The 21098-nt window shown below is 34.6% G+C and carries 19 protein-coding genes; 1 reads left to right on the top strand and 18 read right to left on the bottom strand.

Features of this window, described 5'->3' with window-relative positions; translation table 11 throughout:
• Positions 1 to 6: 6 nt before the first annotated feature.
• From ISU00_RS04455 to ISU00_RS04390, 14 genes are all read right to left on the bottom strand, one after another.
• Positions 7 to 384: a hypothetical protein gene (locus ISU00_RS04455; RefSeq protein WP_228852841.1), complete on the bottom strand. Its 378-nt coding sequence runs from the start codon at positions 382 to 384 to the stop codon at positions 7 to 9.
• A 6-nt stretch (positions 385 to 390) separates the two neighbouring features.
• A complete protein-coding gene (locus tag ISU00_RS04450; protein ID WP_228852840.1) occupies positions 391 to 1029 on the bottom strand; it encodes a LolA family protein in 639 nt (212 codons plus the stop codon).
• Positions 1019 to 1732: a polysaccharide deacetylase family protein gene (locus ISU00_RS04445; RefSeq protein ID WP_228852839.1), complete on the bottom strand. Its 714-nt coding sequence runs from the start codon at positions 1730 to 1732 to the stop codon at positions 1019 to 1021. The genes ISU00_RS04450 and ISU00_RS04445 overlap by 11 nt, the downstream gene beginning before the upstream one ends.
• Positions 1729 to 2718 (bottom strand): beta-ketoacyl synthase chain length factor, encoded by a 990-nt coding sequence (locus ISU00_RS04440; RefSeq protein ID WP_228852838.1) that lies wholly within the window; start codon positions 2716 to 2718, stop codon positions 1729 to 1731. Before ISU00_RS04440 ends, ISU00_RS04445 begins: the two co-directional genes overlap by 4 nt.
• Positions 2715 to 3935, bottom strand: coding sequence for a beta-ketoacyl-[acyl-carrier-protein] synthase family protein (locus ISU00_RS04435; RefSeq protein WP_228852837.1), 1221 nt, complete (start codon positions 3933 to 3935; stop codon positions 2715 to 2717). The genes ISU00_RS04440 and ISU00_RS04435 overlap by 4 nt, the downstream gene beginning before the upstream one ends.
• A complete protein-coding gene (locus ISU00_RS04430; RefSeq protein WP_228852836.1) occupies positions 3913 to 4170 on the bottom strand; it encodes a phosphopantetheine-binding protein in 258 nt (85 codons plus the stop codon). Before ISU00_RS04430 ends, ISU00_RS04435 begins: the two co-directional genes overlap by 23 nt.
• Positions 4139 to 4594: a 3-oxoacyl-ACP synthase gene (locus ISU00_RS04425; protein WP_228852835.1), complete on the bottom strand. Its 456-nt coding sequence runs from the start codon at positions 4592 to 4594 to the stop codon at positions 4139 to 4141. The genes ISU00_RS04430 and ISU00_RS04425 overlap by 32 nt, the downstream gene beginning before the upstream one ends.
• A 167-nt stretch (positions 4595 to 4761) precedes the next feature.
• Entirely contained in the window at positions 4762 to 5826 is a 1065-nt protein-coding gene (locus ISU00_RS04420) for a methyltransferase (protein WP_228852834.1), read from the bottom strand.
• Positions 5827 to 5829: 3 nt separating this feature from the next.
• Complete coding sequence (locus tag ISU00_RS04415) at positions 5830 to 6978, bottom strand: beta-ketoacyl-[acyl-carrier-protein] synthase family protein (protein ID WP_228852833.1); 1149 nt, start codon at positions 6976 to 6978, stop codon at positions 5830 to 5832.
• 1 nt (position 6979) lies between these two features.
• Positions 6980 to 7396, bottom strand: a complete 417-nt coding sequence (locus ISU00_RS04410) for an acyl-CoA thioesterase (protein ID WP_228852832.1) — start codon at positions 7394 to 7396, stop codon at positions 6980 to 6982.
• Positions 7393 to 7836, bottom strand: a complete 444-nt coding sequence (locus tag ISU00_RS04405) for a hypothetical protein (protein WP_228852831.1) — start codon at positions 7834 to 7836, stop codon at positions 7393 to 7395. Before ISU00_RS04405 ends, ISU00_RS04410 begins: the two co-directional genes overlap by 4 nt.
• 6 nt (positions 7837 to 7842) lie before the next feature.
• Positions 7843 to 8724 carry a lysophospholipid acyltransferase family protein gene (locus tag ISU00_RS04400; RefSeq protein WP_228852830.1) on the bottom strand — a complete coding sequence of 294 codons (882 nt, stop codon included), beginning with the start codon at positions 8722 to 8724 and terminating at the stop codon, positions 7843 to 7845.
• A 74-nt stretch (positions 8725 to 8798) separates the two neighbouring features.
• Entirely contained in the window at positions 8799 to 9545 is a 747-nt protein-coding gene (gene fabG, locus ISU00_RS04395; RefSeq protein WP_228852829.1) for a 3-oxoacyl-ACP reductase FabG, read from the bottom strand.
• Positions 9535 to 11064: an HAL/PAL/TAL family ammonia-lyase gene (locus ISU00_RS04390; protein WP_228852828.1), complete on the bottom strand. Its 1530-nt coding sequence runs from the start codon at positions 11062 to 11064 to the stop codon at positions 9535 to 9537. The genes fabG and ISU00_RS04390 overlap by 11 nt, the downstream gene beginning before the upstream one ends.
• 105 nt (positions 11065 to 11169) lie before the next feature.
• Between ISU00_RS04390 and ISU00_RS04385 the strand changes: the two genes are divergently transcribed.
• Positions 11170 to 12396: an NAD(P)/FAD-dependent oxidoreductase gene (locus tag ISU00_RS04385; protein WP_228852827.1), complete on the top strand. Its 1227-nt coding sequence runs from the start codon at positions 11170 to 11172 to the stop codon at positions 12394 to 12396.
• A gap of 3 nt (positions 12397 to 12399) precedes the next feature.
• On the opposite strand, the gene ISU00_RS04380 is transcribed toward ISU00_RS04385, so the two are convergent.
• The 4 genes from ISU00_RS04380 to ISU00_RS04365 form a co-directional block, all read right to left on the bottom strand.
• The gene (locus ISU00_RS04380; protein WP_228852826.1) at positions 12400 to 15153 is read right to left on the bottom strand and encodes a PD-(D/E)XK nuclease family protein; all 2754 of its coding nucleotides are present in this window, start codon (positions 15151 to 15153) and stop codon (positions 12400 to 12402) included.
• 61 nt (positions 15154 to 15214) lie between these two features.
• Positions 15215 to 16573 (bottom strand): OmpA family protein, encoded by a 1359-nt coding sequence (locus ISU00_RS04375; protein WP_228852825.1) that lies wholly within the window; start codon positions 16571 to 16573, stop codon positions 15215 to 15217.
• Positions 16574 to 16693: 120 nt separating this feature from the next.
• Positions 16694 to 17887 (bottom strand): glycine C-acetyltransferase, encoded by a 1194-nt coding sequence (gene kbl / locus ISU00_RS04370; protein WP_228852824.1) that lies wholly within the window; start codon positions 17885 to 17887, stop codon positions 16694 to 16696.
• 22 nt (positions 17888 to 17909) lie between these two features.
• Positions 17910 to 21044 carry a UvrD-helicase domain-containing protein gene (locus ISU00_RS04365; RefSeq protein ID WP_228852823.1) on the bottom strand — a complete coding sequence of 1045 codons (3135 nt, stop codon included), beginning with the start codon at positions 21042 to 21044 and terminating at the stop codon, positions 17910 to 17912.
• Positions 21045 to 21098: the final 54 nt, after the last annotated feature.

Below are 21098 nucleotides of genomic sequence, written 5' to 3'. Positions count from 1 at the left end.
AGGAAATTATCGATTAGTCATTTCTACAAATGTAGCATTACAATTGAATAAGACGGTATGGTTTGTAAAAGTAGTCTTGTTTTTAACATCAAATGCCCCATTATTCAATCTAAAATTTATATTGAAAATAAGGGAATCTGATATTTTTGGCCTGGTAATTTCAAGAAATTTAGCCTTTTTAACTTCTGTCATCAACAATTTTTTATTCAAATTTATTTCGAGTATTTGTTTTAATGCCTGAAAAAAAACCACTCCAGGAGTTATAGGATCGCTGGGGAAATGGCCTTGATAAATTGGATGGTCAGCATTTAAAGAAATTGAACAGCTCAATATATTTTTTTCAATTTCTTCAATACGTTCAATTTGAAAAATGGAGGTTTCCATATAATATCAATTCACCTTAAAAGTACTATCCGAAATTTCACCATTGAGTTTTTTGTCTCTAAACTCAATTAAGGTATAATCACCGTTTGCTTCTCGGAGATAAAGGCTGTTTAATTGAAAGTCAGTTTTTGAGAATATCATATCAAATGAATTGTAATAGCGTCTTATCTTTTTTTCTTTAGGAACAAACTCAACCCTATAATTTTCAGTTGTTTCAAAATAGGTAAGGTTAAAAAGTAATTCGTCAAAAATATTGCCCTTGATGGAATTCGTAACCAGTTCATTCAGGTTCTGAATTAGTTTATTTGAGTTCAAATCAATTTTCTTGGAATTATCCTCCTCTATAACATATAGTTGATTTCCCTTGAAGACACTTGAAATTAGTTTTGGGCTGAGGTATTCCCATTTTATGTTATCAGGATTTTTGTAGTACAATATACCTGTGCTTACAACCTCATTTTCTAACATATTTATGTGTTTGGTCTGAACAAAATTACATTCTAAAGACTGTATATTTTTTGACGACTTTTCAACTTTTTCTTTCAAGATTTCAGCCTCGGCCATAGACATTTGTTGTTGACCAAAACCACTTAAACATAAAAAGAACAAAGACAGTGATGAGTAGAGGAACTTTTTAAGTTTCATTCAATAATTCTTTAACAGTTACAGTTCTGTATCCTTCCTCCTTTAGAAATATCAATAGTTGTTCCAAAACAACTGGGCACCGCTCATTTGTATCATGCAATAAAATAATTGCTCCGGGGTGAATTCTTTTTTTGATGCGTGTAAAGATTCGATATGGATTGTTTATAAATGTATCGTAAGATCTTATGGACCATCCAATTATTTGATGTCCGGTTGTTTTCAAGGCACGTGCTAAATGTGGAGTAGTTACACCATATGGTGCCCTAAAATAATTAGGTCTTTTCGAAATACTTGTTTCTACTGCTTGATCTGTTTTTATAATTTCTTTTATCCAACCAACAGAATTATGAAAATCGATGAAATTTCCATGAAAGTAACTATGGTTGGCAATTTCATTTCCTAATTTATCTTGAGTTTGGATTATTTCTGGATGCTTCACAATGTTTTTTCCTATACAAAAGAAGGTGGCTTTTGCTTTGTGCTTTTCAAGTTGCTTTAAAACCTTTGGTGTGATTTCTGGATCTGGGCCATCATCGAAGGTTATGGCCACAACCTTTTTCCTCGTTTCCTTATGAGTAATGGTTTTTAAGAACACATTCCACTGAGAATTGAATGCACTCAGACTTATGAATACCAATACCAGAACAGGTAAAATCCACCACCATATTTTTGGAACCAATAAAAAGACAAGAATCAAATTCATATCGACATTAAAATAAATCCATGATCCTTACCTTTAAATTGATTGTATATCAAGATATTCTTAATAGGTTTGGGTAAAGACCTACCGGGCATTTTTTGATTTTTTAAAATTAAATAGCCTAAAAATGTTGCCAAAGCACTTGCCGAAAAATGCTCTCCGAAATAATTTTTATAATTCAAAGCCATTAAATTTTCCGGGAATAAATGTTTCATTTGGCTATAATAGACATCAAAATTATCTCCGTTTGAACCTAAAATTAATAAATCAATAGAACTTGGGTTAAGACCATTTAACTCTAAGAATTTCTCTGTACATTTTTTTAATTGTATCTCACTTAAACTGTTATAAGTAATCACGTCCTTAATGCAGGGTAAATTCTCCGGAGTATTATCTGTTAACAAGAAAAATGCTCCCCCTTCAGAAAATGGTATTTGTATGTCTTGTTCTAATTCCTTGGTAAGTGGTATTAATTCTGAACCGATTTCATCAACACCACCAACAAGTACATTTGAATTGGAATTTTCTTCCACAAATAATTGGCTGTCGATTAATGCAGATTCAAAAGATATTGATGCATGTGAAAAAGTATTGTTATATGCTTTACATTTTAAGTGTAGGGCAATTTGGGCACTGATGGTATTGTGGGTTGATTGAATGAAGGATGTTGGAGTTAGTAATTCTTCATGTTGTTCAAGTATGTTATTTAAAAATTTCTCAGTGTCCTCTAAACAGCCCATTCCTGTGGAGGAAATAATTGCATCCGGCATACTACAATCACTGTCTTTTAAAACATTTAGACTGCAACCCAAACCAATTTTAACCGAGGTTGACATCCGCCTTAAAGACATTGGGGGAATCAATTCCTTATAATTTATTGGTTGTGCATGTATGAAATCACCATTTAAAACTTCCAATCTTTCAAGTCTATCGGAAGTGGTGGCTTGTGGCGAAATTGCAAAAGCATTTTTTATATAAAGTGCTTTCATGCCTTAGAAAATATTAAAGATGTGCAATTTCCGCCGAAACCAAATGAGTTTGAAAGAATATTCGTGATAGATGCAGGAATGCCTTTCACTATCGGATTTAGTTTTGTTTCTGTGATTGGATGTAAAAAATTAAGATTTCCAGGGGCTATTTGCTTATTGAGAGCGAGGATACAGAAAACCGCCTCTATTGCTCCAGCTGCAGCAAGCGTATGGCCAGTAAGGGATTTAGTAGAACTGAAATTAGGCACATTTTTGTCGAAGAGTCTTAATAATGCTATACTTTCGGACAAATCATTATTCTGTGTTGCGGTTCCATGTGCGTTTACGTAATCGATGTCTGTGGCCTTTAATTGGGCTTCTTTTAAAGCGGCTCTCATTGCCAAATATGCCCCGTCACCATTTTCTGAAGAAGCAGTTTGATGGTAAGCATCATTGGCATTTCCGTAACCACTAACATATCCAAGTAATTGTCTGTCCGAAAGGTGGTCTTTGGTTGTTGCTTCCAGTACTAAATAAGCAGCCCCTTCTCCTAAATTGAGTCCTTTTCTATTATCATCGAAAGGGGCACATGGCTCTTCAGACAGGATTTTTAAACTGTTAAACCCATTAATTGTAAACTTTGAAAGAGCATCGGTTCCACCTACTATAGCCCGTTTAACCTTTCCGCTCTTAATTAATTTGGCTCCCAGCATAACGGCATTGGCAGAAGATGAACAAGCCGTACTTATTGTTGTAGAAAAACCCATTATTCCCAATTCCTTAGCTATTTTATTGGTGCTGTCTGCGGCCTTATGGCTTAATAAATAATTTTGAACACTATTGTCGGTTGAAAACCGCTTCAGATATTTTTCTGTCATATCCATTCCTCCGACCGTGGTGGAAGAAATTAGGGCAGTTTCCGTAAGTTCATCCGCAGATAAATCAGCATTTATTATGGCCTCTTTGGCAGCATGCAAACCTAAAAGAGCTGTGCGGCTATAATTATTTTCCTTAGGAAGATTAAGTTTTTCAATTAACTGTTCGTTACTTAGATTAATTTCTCCAGCAGGGAATGTTTTTGAATGCTTGGAATTTAAGTGGGAGATTTTTCCTATGCCTGTAGTTAAATTAAAAAGTGATTTAGTATTCTCGCCAACTGAATTTCCGATGGCGGAAATAATTCCCAAACCAATAATACCAACTTTTATGTCAGGGCTATTTTTGTCTGTTTTGCTCAATGAATTCTGCTAAAACATTAATTGAGGAAAAAATTTCCTTGCCTTTCTTAGGATCCGTTATTTTTATACCATAATCCTTGTCTAACATCACAATTAATTCCAAAGCATCAATAGAATCTAATCCAAGACCATCGCCAAAAAGGGCGTCGTTATTGTCTATATCTTCAACAGACAGGTCTTCTAAATTCAGTTGATCAATAATCTTATACTTCAGTTCTTCTTGCAGCGTGCTCATAAATCTGTTTAATTTCGTTTGGGGTATGCAATATAATGCCTTCTTTAGAAACTAAATATAAAAGAGATTCATAATTATCACCATCAATTTCCACCCATCCACATAAAACTTTGTCAGATTCTGCTCTGCTCAATAAACTTTCGGTATACGGATGAATTTTAGACGGATCAAAGGCTTTTTGAATGAAGAAGACATTTTCTGTGAGAAATGAATTTCTAATACTTATTTCACCTAAACAAATATTAGGAAGTGTATAAACAAAAACGGAAGGATTTGCATATTCATAATTAGATTCTTTAATGGTTGAAGCATGTTTTCGATCTATTTGTAAACTTGCCGCACTATTGCAGAATACCAGATCAATTTGTGTGGTTTTTTGATCCTTTAAAACAAGTTCTGAACTTAAGAACGCGAGTTTACTCAAAGAATCCATTTTGAAAAACCGAGGATAGGCGGTATTAAAATGGTAATATGCTTCCTTAATAAAAGTTAAAAAGTCAGAGCTCTTTGATGCAAATAATTCTTCACCATTACAAAATATTTTGCCGTTTCTTAGGTAACAATATGTTTCAATAAAATATTTCAACAGAGTTATTTTTTTAATTGGCAAACAAACATTGTATGGAAATCACCTAGGGGTAAGTCTTCAACAACCTCCAACCCTGATTTCTCCACTAATTTTTTTAAAACTTCGGAAGAGTACATTTTGCTGTTTCCGTTTGCTAATGCCGTAAAGTATAGTGAGGTTGCTTCTAAAGCCATTTTGGCCGATGGAAACCGTTGGCGATCGGTAAGAGTTTCCACAATAAAAAGTTGACCTTCAGAATTGAGATGGTTACTACAGACTTTCAATATTGAAATAATTTCGGATTCCGAAAAACAATCTAAAAATTGACTCATCCAAATTGCATCAGCGTTTTTGGTCAATTTTGGATTCTCACCCAACCAATCAATTTCGATAAAATTTACCTTATCGAATAATCCATGCTGTTCGAGATTTTTTTTGGCTGCCTCAAGTTGTCCAGGTAAGTCAATTAAAGATAGGTTAGTTTCCGGATATTTTTGTAACACTTTTAACGCAAAACGCCCCGTATTAGCGCCAACATCAAATAGGTCTTTTGGGCAATTCCTATATACTTTTTCTAAGGCCTCATCAAAAATTTCATCAGAATAAAAATGGTCAAAACGAAACCATGAATTTCTCGCATTATGGGGTAATGTTGGAAGGCCTTGGTATATAGATTGGTAATTACCTAATTCCTTTAAACCCTCCGGAGTTCCTTTGGAAACTGATTCTGGCAGATGGTATAGCCCTTTGTAACAAACATCATTTGCAAAATTTAAATTGGCTATTATAGATTCGTTGAAGTTCAAGAAATAACCAATTTTGCTAAGTTGAAATTTGCCTTCCTCATTTTTTAGGACGATTTCCATCGTTTCAGCCAATTCTAGAAGTACACCCAAACCATAAAGATCAACTTCTGATTTTTCACTGAGACTTTTTATTGTTATGCCTCCTTCTGACTCATGTTCAAAAATTAAATCAAGAATTTCTAGTTTCCTTAAAGAAATAACTGTTTGAAAAATAAAGGGTGCAAATGCAATTTGATGTGCCCTTTGGATGGCGTCGATAGCCTTATGTTTTGCATCTGGCATAAATTAGGTATTGTATTTTTTAAATATAACGGCTGCATTACAGCCACCGAAACCTGAAGAGGTTTTCAGCATGGTTGTTAATTTTTCTTTTTTGGTTTCAGAAATAACATTTAAAGACTTGGATAACCCAATTGAGCTAAATCCATGGGTTTCATACAGCATATTTCTGTTGAGAGAATGCATCCCAACAATCGTCTCCAAAAGTCCCGAAGCACCTAAAGTATGTCCAAAATAACCCTTTAAACTGTTAAGCGGGACCTTTTGTAAACCTAATCTGTTAAAGGCAATTGCTTCCATCTCATCATTAAACTCAGTTGCTGTTCCATGGGCAGAGATATAATCAATAGGGCCTATCGATTCATTTGCAGTTTTTAAAGCACTCTTAACTGATCGGTACAATCCTTCACCTGTTCGAGATGGACCAGAAATATGGTTTGCATCATTTAAAGATGCGCCCGAAATAATTTCTAATGCTTCATTAGTAAGATTAGATGTTTTTGAAGTTACTAATGCTGCACAAGCTGCCTCTCCTAAATTTATACCACAACGGTCTTGTGAATATGGCTTGCATATATTTGGAGCAAGGGCTTGGAAGGAATTAAAACCTGTTAAAACAAAAGGTGTTACCAAATCGCCGGCAACAACTATAATATCATCATAAACGGAATTTTCGATTAACCTTTTGGCTGCCAAAAGGGAAGCTAGGCCAGAAATACATGCATTTGATAGTATAATAGGTTCATTTTTGAGGGCTAGCTGTTCGGTAATTATTTCCCCTAATTTCCAAAGATAAACCCGCTCTTCAGAAAATGAAGATGTGTTATCTAAAACATCTATATTGCCCTTAGTTGTAGAGATAATTAAGCCAAGACGATCAGTGATTTCAATATTAGATTGGTCTAGGACAGATTTAACTGAAAGCACCATGGCTTTCTCCAATTTTGTAAAATTCCTTGGATTGAAATAACCCTGAAATTGATCATTAAGTTTAGAATTTGAAATTATTGCTGAGGTAATTGGAAACTTCAAATTGTTAAATCTTTTATGTTCCTTTAACCCTGTTTCGTTTTTTTCAATTGCATTTACAACTTCTTCGCTGGTGAATCCTAGTGGACTAATGATGTTATTATATGATAGGAATACCGCTTTCATGCTAAACATTATACCTTAGTTTCCATTGATCATAAAATTCTGGATTTACTAATGAAAGTTCTCCTGAACTTAAATCTGTAAAAACTTGAGTAGTTTGCCCTATACAAACCAATTGATTTTGTTCGTTTCTGATTTCATAACGAAATTTTAATTTGGCGGCAGATTCAGGAATATAAATAGCGCGAACGGAAAATACTTCATCAAAATATAAGGGGAGTTTATGTTCAACGTTACTTTTTACTATTGGCGTGGCAAAACCGTTCTTTTTGGCAGTATTGTAGCCCATATTATATTTACGACCAAATGCTTCACGTGCTGCTTCAAAATATTTTAAATAATTACCATGCCATACAATTCCTAAAGCATCAGTTTCATTGAACTGAACTCTAATTTTTTCTATTTCGAATAAATCATTCACCTATTTAAATCCTCAATTGCTGTGGTTAATTCAGATTGGGCAATTAATTGGCCATTATGCATAACGTCAATTTTAAATTTCGATAAACCATTAAAGGAAAATGTTCGTTCAGCCATTGTGTTAATTGTATACTTCGTTTTGGGAAGACTGATTATTTTTAAATTGTTTACAGATACCAAATAGCCAATAGTAGGAGAGGTTACGGAATTCTTTTTCAATCCTTCTAGACATGCAGCTGTTTGGGCCATATTTTCAATTATGCCAGCCTCAGAAAACAAATCCTTGTCAAGAAAAACACTATTCTCTTTAATAAGAAGGGAACTAACTACTTCATTTTCGGAAGCGGAAAGAATGGAACTAATTAAAATCATTGGCTCTCTATGAGGAATCAAAAGCTTAATTTTTTCCAAATCTTCAATCGGAAATTTGAATATCGACATGTAATTTTAATTTCTGTCTTCCCAAAAATCATAAAAATTAAACCATTGATAAGGGTATTTATTTATCATTTTTTGGAGATGCGTTGTAAAGATATCTAAAAGTTCCTCGGCTGATTTGGAATTTGAATCAACTTTTTGGGCATATAGGTGGTAATGTTTATTTCGTTCGCGCATTACATATACAAAAAGAACCGGTATTCTTAATTTTTCCGCCAGGATAAAAGGTCCAGACGGAAATTTTGCTTTCTTGGCTAATAACTCACTTTCGAAAAATTTACCGCCTGGCATAAATCGGTCTCCTGCAATACAAACAATTCTATTTTTCCCCAGGGCTGCATTTATTTCAAAGATGTGAGACATATCTTCTTTAACAACTATCAGGTTAGCAGTTTTTCGTTGAAGATACGGCTCTAAATAATCCTTTATCTCCTGGTGGTCTTGGTCTGTTATTACAATACTTATTGGGGAATCAGCAATTTGTTCCTTAAAAAAATGTTGGGCCAACTCAAAGTTTCCAACATGGGCACTTATGAGAATTCCACCCTTATGCTCTTTTAGTACTTCAATTATATTTTCGTGTCCTTCGAATTGAAAGGTATAATTACTGCGAAGGCCAGACGATATTGCAACCTTGTCTATCAATGTTTTTCCAAATTCAAAATAACACTTGTATATGCCGTAACAAGTTTTAAGCATTGAATATTTATGCCTTTTACGGAAATAATAATATAAGCCCCTAACATTCTTGCCTGAAAAAAGACAGAAATATGGGACGGGAAGATGCATCAATAAATAGGCTGCATTAATACCGAAATGTTTGATAAAAAAGATAAAAATCTTGAAACCGAGTACGGTTCCTCTTGATTTTCCATCCCACTCCACTTCCATCTAACTTGATAATAATTTAAACGGTTTAATAGAACGCAATAAAGTAAATTAAATATTAATACAGAAATGTAATCTTAGGAGTAAATACCGCCATTAATATTTATCACTTCCCCTGTAATATAACTAGCCTTAGGGGAGGCGAGAAAGCTTACTAAATAAGCCACTTCTTCAGGCTTGCCGAAACGATTTAAGGGAATTAATTTTTTTAAATCGTTCTCATTCAAACCTTCTGTCATGTCTGTTGTAATAAAACCAGGAGCAACTGCATTCACTGTGATGTTGCGTTTTCCAACTTCCTGTGAAAGTGATTTAGTGGCCGCAATGATAGCTCCCTTGGCCGCAGAATAATTCGTTTGTCCAGAATTTCCTTTTAGACCTGATAGCGAAACAACATTTATGATGCGTCCATATCGATTTAGAAGCATCTTTTCTAAAATAGGCTTTGTTACGTTGAAAAAGCCATGAAGGTTAGTGTCTATTACTCTATTCCATTCAGAAACCTCCATCCATAACATTAATTGATCCGCTTTAACTCCGGCATTGTTTACTAAAACTTCAATAGTTGCTTTTTCATTGGTATTTTGCCAATTAGTTATAGCATTTTTGGACGCATCTAAATCTGCAACATCAAATGGTATTAATTCTGCATCATTTCCCAAATCATTTATAATTCTTAAGGTTTCAAGAGCGGCATCTTTGTTAGAACTGTAATTAATTAAAATGCCATAGTCTGTATCCCTTGCCAATTGAATTGCAATGGCCCTACCAATGCCTCTAGAGGCGCCAGTTACCAAAGCGTATTTAGTTAGATTACCTTCCATTGTCAATTTCTGAAATATGCTCTTTTAATTTATGTATGTAGGGATATAACACTTGGTCTTCAACTAATTTCGGAACTAATTTTCGAACCTCATTGTACATTATTTTTGTCTCTGTGCTAGTCTTTTCTATAATTTCCAAAGCATCTATAGCTTGAATTATAGTTATTAACTCTATGGCTAATACTTCAAATGCATTCTCTATAACTTTTTTTGTTATTAAAGCTGCATTTGTTCCCATACTGACCACATCTTGATTATCATTATTGTTAGGGATGCTATGAACGTACATCGAATTAGAAAGCATCTGATTTTCCGCTGTTGTTGAGGTTGCAGTGAATTGTGCCCCCTGTAGGCCGAAGTTCAATCCTAAAGTCCCAAGATTAACAAATGGTGGAAGAATTTCGTTCAACTTAGAATTAAGCAAATAATTTAGTTGGCGCTCAGAGAGCATACTCAATTTGGTAATAACTAATTTCAATTTATCCATTTCTAATGAAACGTAATCTCCATGGAAGTTACCGCCGTGATAAACCTGTTTGTTTTTTACATCTACAATAGGATTGTCATTTGCAGAATTAACCTCTTCGATCAAAACCTTTTCAACTTGTTCGATGGTATCCAATACTGGGCCTAAAATTTGGGGTACACAACGCAGGGAATAATACTCTTGTATTTTTTCATTAAAAATCGAGCCAGTGGTTTTGCCATTGTAAAGATAATGTTCCCTATTCTTTGTAAGTTGGCTATCTTTCAAGAATTCTCTCATCCTTCTAGCTATCTCTCTCTGTCCATTATGCTTTTTGGATGCATTTAATTCAATCGACAAATGATCGTCATAGGCTGAAACTATTTCGTTTATAGCGGATGAACATTTGATAGACCAATTTAAGAGTTGTCTAGCTTTAACAATATTTACAAGGCCTATTCCTGTCATAAAGGAAGTGCCATTAATAATTCCTAATCCTTCCCGAAGCTCCACATTAATTGTCTGTAATTTTTCGAACTTAAAAACCTCCTCAGTGGGTCGAATCTCACCATTGTAATGTACTTCCCCTTCACCAATTAATACAAGTGCTAAATGGGCAAGTTGCACCAGGTCACCACTTGCACCCACGCCCCCATGTTCATATACAACAGGTAATATATTTCGGTTAATGAGTGTCTGCATCAATTCAATCACAGAATAATGTACACCGCTGTGTCCTAAACTCAGTGTGTTGAGACGAGCAATCATGGCTGATTTAATGTACCGGGGAGGTATCTTGGTCCCTGTTCCCGTTGCATGGCTTCTTATTAAATTATATTGAAGCTGTTTGCCATCAGAGTCCTCAATTTTATATTGTGCCATAGGGCCAAACCCCGTGTTAACACCATATATTATTTTATTTTTAGCAAATTCTTTTAAAAAAGTATAACTTTCTTCAACCCTATCTTTAATTTCTGGTGCGATCTCCATGGATTCTGATTTGAAAACCACAGAAATAAAATCCTCAAGCTCTAAAGTATTTTTAAGTAACATTAATGGGGTGATAAGTAATTTGTGATAAGATCTATAATTTCTTTGTAAGAAGTATGTATCATTGTCACAAATCTAAAATAATTTTGGAATAGACAATTTAAGAAAATGGAAAAGGTTGATGTCTTGGTAATTGGAGCTGGCCCAGCTGGTTCAGTTGCTGCTGCATATTTAAATCTTAATGGGATAAAGGTAAAAGTTGTTGAAAAATCCCAATTTCCAAGATTTGTTATTGGAGAAAGTCTTCTTCCTAGATCAATGGAGCATTTTGAGGAGGTGGGTTTAATAGATATTTTGAAAAAGGAGGGTTTTGAAATTAAATCTGGCGCTCGTTTTATCAAAGGAGACCGTTATTGCAATTTTGATTTTAGTGAAAAGTTTTCTCCTGGTTGGGATTGGACTTGGCAAGTTCCAAGAGATCGATTCGATTCCGTAATTATTGAGGAAGTAATGCGAAGGGGAGTCGATGTGGAATTCAATTCAGAAGTCCTAGAAATCGAACATGAACAAGAGTCTATAATCGCCAAAATAAAATCTTTTTCTGGCACTAATTGGGTGAAGGCTAAATTTGTTATAGATGCAAGCGGTTATGGTCAAGTCCTACCTAGGTTATTAAATTTAATTGATGAATCTTATCCAGCAAATTTTTCGTCAATTTTCACTCATGTAAAAGATTTCAATCGACCAAAAGGCAGGGAAGGCACATTGATTACTTTTGACGTTATTAGAGATGATACTTGGTTTTGGGTAATTCCCTTCTCGAATGGAATTACTAGTTTGGGCTTTGTTGGCCCCACTGAATTATTAACTAAACAGTCTCCCATACTACAGTTTAGAGAGCTTTTAGAGTTATCGGATCACTATAAAAATCGGTTTTCTGATTTCTCTCCTCTTTTCGATATAAAATCCATTAATGGTTATTCACACAAAGTAAAAAGCCTTGTAGGTGATAGGTTTGTTCTTGTGGGCAACAGCGCTGCCTTTTTGGACCCTGTGTTTTCATCAGGGGTAATGTTTGCTACAGAATCCTCTCTTTTGGCCGCTAAATTGGTTTATAATGACCTGCAACATGGAAAGGTCGATTGGCAGAGAGACTATGTGGACTATATAGAGAAAGGTATTTCTGTATTTTCAACCTATGTAAATGAATGGTACACAGGTAACTTGCAGAAAATATTTTTTCATTCTAACACTTCAGAATCAATAAAAAAGCAAATATGTTCTGTTTTGGCAGGCTATGTTTGGGATGATACCAATCCGTTCGTTGCCAATCACAAAAGGTTAGTGCCAACGGTGGCCCATATTATCGATCTTGAAAATGAAACTCAACCCTAAATTTTAAATGTTTTTTTCAACCAAATTAATATCTGGATTCAAAATTTCTAGGATTAAATTTTCTAGTTGGTTTTTGAAATTTTTGAGAGTTTCCTCGGTAATCAGATAATCTTTTAGGGTTGGTTTGTCTTCATCTGCCTTACCGAACTTTAAAAAGTAATCGCCTCCTAAATTTTTAAATGAAATTATACCACCTTCCATTTGATTTATTGCAAATTTGTGATTTACCATAAGGGCGTAACATAATATTTGAAAGGGTTTGCTGTACCTGTTGTAATCTGTAGTTATATCATCCCAAAGTTTGATATGAAGCTGAGTCTGTGTTACTTTTCCAGTCTTGTAATCAATAATTCGGTAAACGCCATCACATAAATCTATTCGATCAATATAGCCTTTAATTTTAACCGGAAAACCTAGGGAGGGTATAGTTAAAATCATTTCAACGGGTTCCTCCAAAGCGACTATTTGTATTTTGTGGCCTTCTTCAATTGACTTTTGCTCTTTTTTTAGGTAATTGGAAATATACCTTTTGCAAATTTCGAGTATTATGAGGTTTTTGCCGTATAAATGTTTAGAATCTAAATAATGCTTCTTAAATTGTATCATAACCGTTTCAGGAATTTTAGAAACCATCGATTCTAAATCTCTTATTGCTAAAATTTTATTAGTATAAGGTTTGTATAATTCCTCCAGCGTATGATGGATTACCGTCCCCATGGTATTCGCAGCCATTGTTTCTTCGACATCTTCAAACTCATCAATCTTTAAAATCTTTTGATAATAAAATTCTAAAGGATTTCTGATATAAGAGGTTAATGATGTTGGACTAAATCCACTAGTTGCTAAATCGGTTAAGGCTTCTAAAATTTCTTCAGACTTTTCAATTTCTCTTAATTCTTTGGGATATGCTGGAGTATTGTGGGAAATTGTATGGTGATTTAGTGTGTGGATACCTTCAAATTCTAATTGGGAAATAAAGCGACTTTTTTCGCCTCCTTTTAAAGCGTCAACATCGGTATTATAGATTAAATGAACCTTTTCTGAACGGTATAAAAGATGGTAAAAATGATTTGCATAAACAGCATCTTTTTCTTTATAAGTGGGGAGTCCAAGATTACGCTTAACATCATATGGAATGAAAGAATTATCTGTTTTCCCGGCTGGTAAAAGCCCTTCATTTAAAGATACGATTATAACATTTCTAAAATCTAAAACTCTAGATTCTAACATTCCCATTATTTGTAACCCATTGAGCGGTTCACCTTTAAGATCGAGTGTTTCATTTTTAATAAGTTCTTTGTATAAACCAATTAAGGATGAAAGATTATTAAAACCTTCGAAAGGTTCTATTAATCCCTGGATTTTATTGAAAATTGTATGAAATCGGAAAAGGCATTCTAAAGTAATGTTGTCTTGGATATTGCTTTTTAAAATTTGTTCTCGAATTAAAAAAATGAGCTTTTGAAATTTGATTAATCCTAGTCTTATAGAACCGTTCCAGTCGTCAAATAACAATGGAATGTTTTTGTCATTAGGAAACAAATCCATTATTTCACTTACCTTCAAATGGGTTTTATTACCCTTGTTTATTTCTATTACTGCCTTGGTTAAGATCTCATTTTCAAATAGTAGATGAATAAGAGGATGATTTAAAACTTGTTTAAGTAATCGATGATAAACGGTGCCTTTATGTTGTTTTTGAACGATAAGTAAAATTTCAAAGAGATCTGAGATTGGCATTGTTGAGAGAGGAATACCCATAGTAATATTGATCGGGCCAACATCTTTTGGGAGCGAATTTAATAACGGCAACAAAAGTGTTTCATCAGCCAAGACAATTGCAGTATCCTCTAGTGAATTGTTTTGAATTAACAGTTTTTGAATAAGTTCTCCAGCATATTTAATTTGACCAATTTGCTTTGGTACTCCCGTAATTTCAATTGATTTTGGAATACTATAAGAGTTGGTTGTCCAATGAAAATCTCGGTTTTTTTGATAATAGGGCCACGCATTCCTGTAATTTCTTATGAAGTGTCCTGCATCATGCAGAGGATTGTTTAAAAATGACTCCTCAATATCCCAATAAATCCAACCTAATCTATTGTTAAGAATTTCTTGTATGATACGCTCCTCTGCTTTATTAAGGGCGTTAAAACCAACAAATACATGCTTTATGTCATCCTCTGCAACTGAATCAATGTAATATTCCAAATTTTCAACTGCCTCTCTATATATGTTCCCAGGATATCCTAGTTCTTTTTCTTTTAAACTTTCATTTAGACCTTTGTAATATTTAGGCAATAGGCTCCAAAATTTTAAATAGGCTTTTATTTGTTCCGTTTGCCCTTCGCCAATGGACCAGTGTTCAGTTTCTTTTATATCCTTTAAATAATTGAATATTTTATCTGGATCAATTAAATATCGATCTATTTCATTAAAATCATTGAGAAGTGTATTAACCCATCCTAATACAGAATCAAATTCTTCTATTAGCTTATTTGGGGTTTGCTGTTTGTAAACTTCATAAAACTGTATATAAAGGTTTTCTACTGTTATGCTTTTAAGACCTGAAAGTTCTTCTACAAATTCATCTATACTTTGTGTTCTTGGACTAAAAATTGGTTTTTCAATGTATTTAGATAGACTTTTTTTTAGGAACAAACCGGCACGTCTGCTTGGAAATACAAATTTTAAATTCGAAAGATTTTCTTCTCGTTTTATCAGGTCTTGTATGACGAGATCAATAAAATTGGTCATATATAAAAATAAAAAACGCCTCGCATTTGCGAGGCGTTTTTAAATTTATTTAATCAGTGAATTATTCTTTCACTAAGTTAATTTCAACTCTACGGTTATTAGCTCTACCTTCTCTTGTACTGTTAGTATCAATTGGGCGAGTTTCACCATATCCTTTTGCAGATAGTCTAAATTCATCTACTCCGTGGTTAACTAACCAATCTTTAACAGAAAGTGCTCTTGCTTCAGACAAGCCTAAGTTGTATTCATCTCTACCTGAGCTATCAGTATGACCTTCTACAGTAAATTTAGCATATTCATATTCATTAAGAATGTCAACGATATCTCTAAGTGCAGCTTCAGACTCTGCTTTTATTGATGCTTTGTTAAGGTCGAATAAAACAGTTTTAGCATAAGCGTTCAATTGCTTTTGAACCTCTTCAGTTACTTCTGGGCAACCATTGTTGGCTACAGTACCAGCAACATCTGGACATTCATCATCTTTATCTAATACACCATCACCATCTGAATCTGGCCATGGGCAACCTTTGTTTTCAGCAGGACCAGCTTCATTAGGACAATCATCATCCTTGTCAGCTACACCGTCACCGTCTGCATCTGGGCAACCGTTAAGTTCTTTAAGACCTGCAACTGTTGGGCAGTCATCATCTTTATCTGGAACACCATCACCATCTGAATCTGGACAACCGTTGAATTCAGCAGGACCAGCTTCGTTTGGACAATCGTCCTTAGCATCTTCGATACCATCACCGTCTGAATCTGGGCAACCATTAAATTCTGGAAGACCAGGAACTTCTGGACAAGCGTCATCTTTATCGTAGATTCCGTCACCGTCAGTATCTTTTCCACCAAACTTAAGTACTAAACCAGCAGAATGTTGGAAATGCTTAGGATAGTCATCGTCAAATGCATGCTTGTAAGTAGATTGAAGAGAAATACCTACGTTATCAGAAAACCAAATGTTGAATCCTAAAGTTCCGTTACCAGTTCCAAAGCCATCGTTGTCTAACCAAGTGTAACCTCCACCAACACCAAGGAAAGGATCGAACCAAGCAGAATTGAATAAACTACCAAAGCTAAATTTAGCAATCGCATCAGCAGCGTAGTAAGACAAATCATCTACACTTGCGTCACCATATTTATCAATTTGATTAATGGAACCTCTAACTCCTAAAACAAATCCAGCTCCTAAATATCTTGAAACGGAAATTGTAGAAACGGAAGGAAGGATATTCCAGTGATCTCCGACGTTGAAGTATTCATCAAACATTCCACCTAGAGGAGCGTCTTCACCAGTTGGATAAACATCTACTGCGTTAACGCCAATTCCAATTGCCCAAGGATTGTTCTCATCCTGAGCATTAGCATTGAAGCTCCATAAAAGCAACAAAGCAAAACATAATCTGCTAAGATTTTTCATATTCTAAATAATTTAATTTTAAGTGTTAATTGTAAACAAAAGTAAGTTGTTAATCCTTATTAACAAAGACAAATATATAAAAATATTGGATAAACCTAGTGTAATAAAGGGTTTCCTAAATTATATAATATCTAGTTTTTCGCCAACCATTTTAAAAGCGCTGATTGCTTTATCTAAATGTTCCTTTGTGTGTGCCGCTGAAAGTTGTACTCGAATGCGTGCTTTTTCTTTAGGAACAACTGGGTAAAAGAAACCTATTACATAGATTCCTTCATCAAGCAACATATTTGCCATTGTTTGGGACAGTTTAGCATCATAAAGCATAACAGGGACAATAGCGGAATCTCCGTCAATTATATCAAAACCAGCTTCCTTCATACCTTCCTTAAAATAATTGGTATTCCATTCAAGTTGATCCCTTAATTCGGTATTATCCGTTAACATTTCAAAGACCTTAATTGAAGCGCCTACAATTGCGGGTGCCAAAGAATTAGAAAATAAATAAGGTCTTGAACGTTGACGCAACATTTCAATAATTTCTTTTTTACCTGTGGTATAACCTCCCATGGCCCCTCCAAGTGCTTTTCCCAAGGTTCCTGTAATGATGTCTATTCGGTTCATTACATTTTTTTTCTCTAATGTTCCTCTTCCCGTATCGCCAATAAAACCTGCCGCGTGGCATTCGTCAATCATTACCATTGCATCATATTTATCTGCTAAATCGCAAATGACATCTAATGGTGCAAGCATGCCGTCCATAGAAAATACACCGTCGGTTACTATTATTTTAAAGCGTGCTCCATTTTTGTTGGCTTCTTGAAGTTGCTTTTCCAAATCTTCCATGTCACTGCTTTTGTAACGATAACGGGCAGCTTTGCAAAGCCTTACGCCATCTATTATAGAAGCATGATTTAAAGAATCGGAAATTATTGCATCCTCTGCTCCCAAAAGAGGTTCGAAAACCCCCCCATTAGCATCAAAAGCAGCAGCATATAAGATGGTGTCCTCCGTGCCATAGAACTCTGCAATTTTTTCCTCAAGTTTTTTATGAATGTCCTGTGTGCCACAAATAAATCGAACAGAGGACATCCCAAATCCATGAGTGTCCAAGGTGTCTATTGCAGCCTTTATTACATCTGGATGAGAGGAAAGGCCCAAATAGTTGTTAGCACAGAAATTTAGGACAGTTTTACCATCGGCTAATGTTATTTCTGCTCCCTGTTTGGAAGTAATGATTCGCTCGATTTTGAAAAGGCCAGCGTTTTTTATTTCGTTTAATTCTTGCTGTAAGTGATTTTTAATTGATCCGTACATACGATTTTATATTTGTGCAAAATTAAAATTCTTTCACGGCAACTTCGTCTTCTATATAGACAAGAATTTTCTTGGTTACGCTAAAACCCATAGATTCAATTAGTTCTGCATACTCTTGAAGTTGTTTTTCATGCCACGTTTTAGGCTGTCCTGTTTTGTAATCAATAATTACAGCTTGATTATTTTTTATTGCAACCCGGTCTGGCCTATATATATTGCCGCTTTTTGTAAGTATATCTCTTTCGTTTAAAATTATAAATTCACCTGAAAAGTAGGGAGATAGTGATGGATGGTTCACTATGTTAAGTAGTGTATCACGTAGACTGCTTTCTTGGATATCGATTATAAGTCCCTCGTTCAAAGCATCACTTAAAACAAACTGAAGGTCGTTAACTGTATTTATTCTTGCTAACAATTCATGCGCTATGTTCCCCTTTTCCATTGCTTCTTGTTGGATGCTATCCCAAAGAAGTCCATTATTGGAAAGGATTTCTAAATTTTGATCCACCCTAGGATTTGAGATTATTCCCGATTGATCTTTAATTTCAGAATGGATTGTTTTGGTTGGAGAAGTTTTTCCGCCTAATTGGTAAAAATTCTGGCCTTCTTCCCATATATTTTCACTTTGTAAATAATGCTGTAATAAATTGGAATAATTACTTATTTCATTAGTAGGGTTCTTGGGGTTTTCTGTAAAAATATAAAGTCGTTCCTCAGGTCTTGTCAAGGCCACATAAAGTAGATTTATACTATCCAATATTGAAAAATCTTGGTATTCAGCATAGGCATTTGCGCCTTCTTGGCCCAACTCCTCCAAATTCTTATTTGCCGATGTATACAAAAAAGGAAAACCAGCATATTCCTGTGGATTTACCTTAAACCAAAGTTTATTTTTCCTATTGCTAACCAAAGTCTCGTCGGCATAAGGTAAGATAACAACAGGAAACTGTAGCCCCTTTGCTTTGTGGATGGTCATTATGGTTACTGCAGAATCCGATTCTGGAGCTTGGACGCTCAGTTTATCTTTTTTCTTATCCCAATGAAGTAGAAAACCTTGAATACCGAGAGTTTGCCTCTGGGAATATTTGTAAATCTCATCGAGGTAGGCGATTAGGTAGGCATCTGAGGCACAATTTAAATTGAAGGTTGAAACCAAGAGCTCTGCAATTTCATAAATTGGTAGACGTTGAATCTGTTCCACATCAATAGTATAGCCTAAATCTCTTAGAGACTTATAAAATTCTCCGCCGGTTAAGGACAAATATTTCTTGTAAAAAGAATGGCTTTCTTCTATTTCTGCTTTTTCAGCTATAAATTCCAGGACCTTAATTTTAGGTTCATCATTTTTTGGTTGATCTATTAGTTGAAGGAAGGCATTCAGGAATTGGACCTTTGCTGAATTTTCGAGTAATAAGGAATCTGGAGAGACCACCTCAATATTATTTTCGGAGAGAACTTTTGCAATTTCCGCGCCTTGTTTATTTTTTCTAACTATAATGCATATGTCTCCGTAATTGTAACCTTCACTTGTAAGATCGATTAATGTTTTCAAACATTGGTGGGAATAAACCTCATTTTTATCTGAATTTTCAAATTCTAAAAATTGAATTTCAATATATCCAGGATCGGAGGAATTCGAAATTTGCCCACTCCTAGAATACAAGGCCTTGTGCTCTGTATTCTTGAAAATTGCATTAGATATATATTCAAATAAGGAATTATTAAATTTTACGATGTCCAGCCGGCTTCTATAGTTGGTATCTAAATTTTCGAATCCTGGTTTTATTGGAAAAGGACTATTTTCGACAGAAAGTAGGTTCAAAAATTGCTCGGCTTTTCCACCCCTCCACCTATATATAGCTTGCTTTACATCTCCTACCAGTACTAATGACCCTGGCTCCCCACCTGTTAAACCTGCAAGAGAGTTTTCAATGAGGGGTATAAGATTTTCCCATTGCATACCTGAGGTGTCCTGAAACTCATCAATGAAATAATGTTGGAAGCGCTCACCTAATCTTTCATAAATGTAAGGGGCGGGTTGCGATCTTAATTCTTTTGAAATTAATTCATTAAATTCTGAAATCAACAATAAATCTTCCTCTTGTTTTATGGTATTTAAAGAGTCATTAAGGTAATGTATGACGGTAAGAGCAGTCAGATTCTTTAATACGTTGAGATGAAAGTCTGTTTGGTAAAGTAATTCTTTAATTTTTAGGTAACGTTCCAGAATTAATGGTGCTATCTTTAGGATGGTGTCTTGCGTAGATTTCGATTTCGATTTGGCGAATAGTCGCTCATTTAATCGCAAGTTGTTTTCTAATTGATTGCCGTATAGACTCCCTAAATCATTAAATCCATCTTTTACTTTAATAAAGTGTTTAGGAATATAATTGCCGTAAAAGTCATTTTCTACACCTTTTGTTTTCAATACGGTTAACACCGATGAAGCTAATTCATTAATATCTTTTCTTGCTGACTCAACTTTTTTTGTAAGTAGACCTTTAAGTTGTTTAAAATCGGACACGGTTTTAGTCTCCAAAATTTTTAAATATGGCAGATCGTTTTCGCTGATTAAAATTTTAGACATTTCATTCAGATCAAATGAAATATCCCAGCTTCGGTCATCATCAGCCTTGTCAATTGCAAATTGTATTAATAAATCCGTAAGTTCTGCTTCTTGTCCAACTTTATCAATCAATTGGTCAACTGCCCGTTGCAATAATAAGCTTGTATCCATTTCGACCTCAAAATTGGTGGGTAACTTCATGTCTCTTGCGAATGTCCTAAGAATTCTATGATTGAACTTATCAATTGTTGAGATGTCGAAGGCGCCGTAATTGTTAAGTATGTGCTCTAATATTATTGCTGATTTCTTATGCAATTCTTCCGGAGTATAATTCAAATCCTTCATTAGCAGTTCAAATAATGGATTTGGATTTTCTAAAATAGCAGGGTTTGAAAAAGATTTTAATGTAGAAATCACCCTCTCTTTCATCTCGCCAACCGCTTTATTGGTGAAGGTTATGGCTAGAATTGTCTTAAATTTTGTTAAATCTTTTGAGCTAAACAATAGCCTCAAATAGATTCGAACGATGTTGAATGTTTTTCCACTTCCTGCTGAAGCACTGTAAATGTTGAAATTTGAGCTATAAGACACCGAGGTAATTTTACCACAAGATAGAAAGTATCTATGATTTCATTGGTATTTAAT

Origin of the sequence: Aegicerativicinus sediminis, from assembly GCF_015476115.1 — a bacterium.
Classification (GTDB): Bacteria; Bacteroidota; Bacteroidia; order Flavobacteriales; family Flavobacteriaceae; genus Aegicerativicinus; species Aegicerativicinus sediminis.
The sequence above is the reverse complement of the archived record's forward strand: the minus strand, read 5'-3'. Positions and strand labels throughout refer to the sequence as shown.

Coding starts and splice junctions, on each gene's coding strand:
- ISU00_RS04375 (WP_228852825.1), bottom strand. CDS start 16,573: ATGAAAAATCTTAGCAGATTATGTTTTGCTTTGTTGCTTTTATGGAGC.
- ISU00_RS04440 (WP_228852838.1), bottom strand. CDS start 2,718: ATGAAAGCACTTTATATAAAAAATGCTTTTGCAATTTCGCCACAAGCC.
- ISU00_RS04380 (WP_228852826.1), bottom strand. CDS start 15,153: ATGACCAATTTTATTGATCTCGTCATACAAGACCTGATAAAACGAGAA.
- ISU00_RS04385 (WP_228852827.1), top strand. CDS start 11,170: ATGGAAAAGGTTGATGTCTTGGTAATTGGAGCTGGCCCAGCTGGTTCA.
- ISU00_RS04445 (WP_228852839.1), bottom strand. CDS start 1,732: ATGAATTTGATTCTTGTCTTTTTATTGGTTCCAAAAATATGGTGGTGG.
- kbl (WP_228852824.1), bottom strand. CDS start 17,887: ATGTACGGATCAATTAAAAATCACTTACAGCAAGAATTAAACGAAATA.
- fabG (WP_228852829.1), bottom strand. CDS start 9,545: ATGGAAGGTAATCTAACTAAATACGCTTTGGTAACTGGCGCCTCTAGA.
- ISU00_RS04390 (WP_228852828.1), bottom strand. CDS start 11,064: ATGTTACTTAAAAATACTTTAGAGCTTGAGGATTTTATTTCTGTGGTT.
- ISU00_RS04455 (WP_228852841.1), bottom strand. CDS start 384: ATGGAAACCTCCATTTTTCAAATTGAACGTATTGAAGAAATTGAAAAA.
- ISU00_RS04400 (WP_228852830.1), bottom strand. CDS start 8,724: ATGGAAGTGGAGTGGGATGGAAAATCAAGAGGAACCGTACTCGGTTTC.
- ISU00_RS04430 (WP_228852836.1), bottom strand. CDS start 4,170: ATGAGCACGCTGCAAGAAGAACTGAAGTATAAGATTATTGATCAACTG.
- ISU00_RS04450 (WP_228852840.1), bottom strand. CDS start 1,029: ATGAAACTTAAAAAGTTCCTCTACTCATCACTGTCTTTGTTCTTTTTA.
- ISU00_RS04420 (WP_228852834.1), bottom strand. CDS start 5,826: ATGCCAGATGCAAAACATAAGGCTATCGACGCCATCCAAAGGGCACAT.
- ISU00_RS04405 (WP_228852831.1), bottom strand. CDS start 7,836: ATGTCGATATTCAAATTTCCGATTGAAGATTTGGAAAAAATTAAGCTT.
- ISU00_RS04415 (WP_228852833.1), bottom strand. CDS start 6,978: ATGAAAGCGGTATTCCTATCATATAATAACATCATTAGTCCACTAGGA.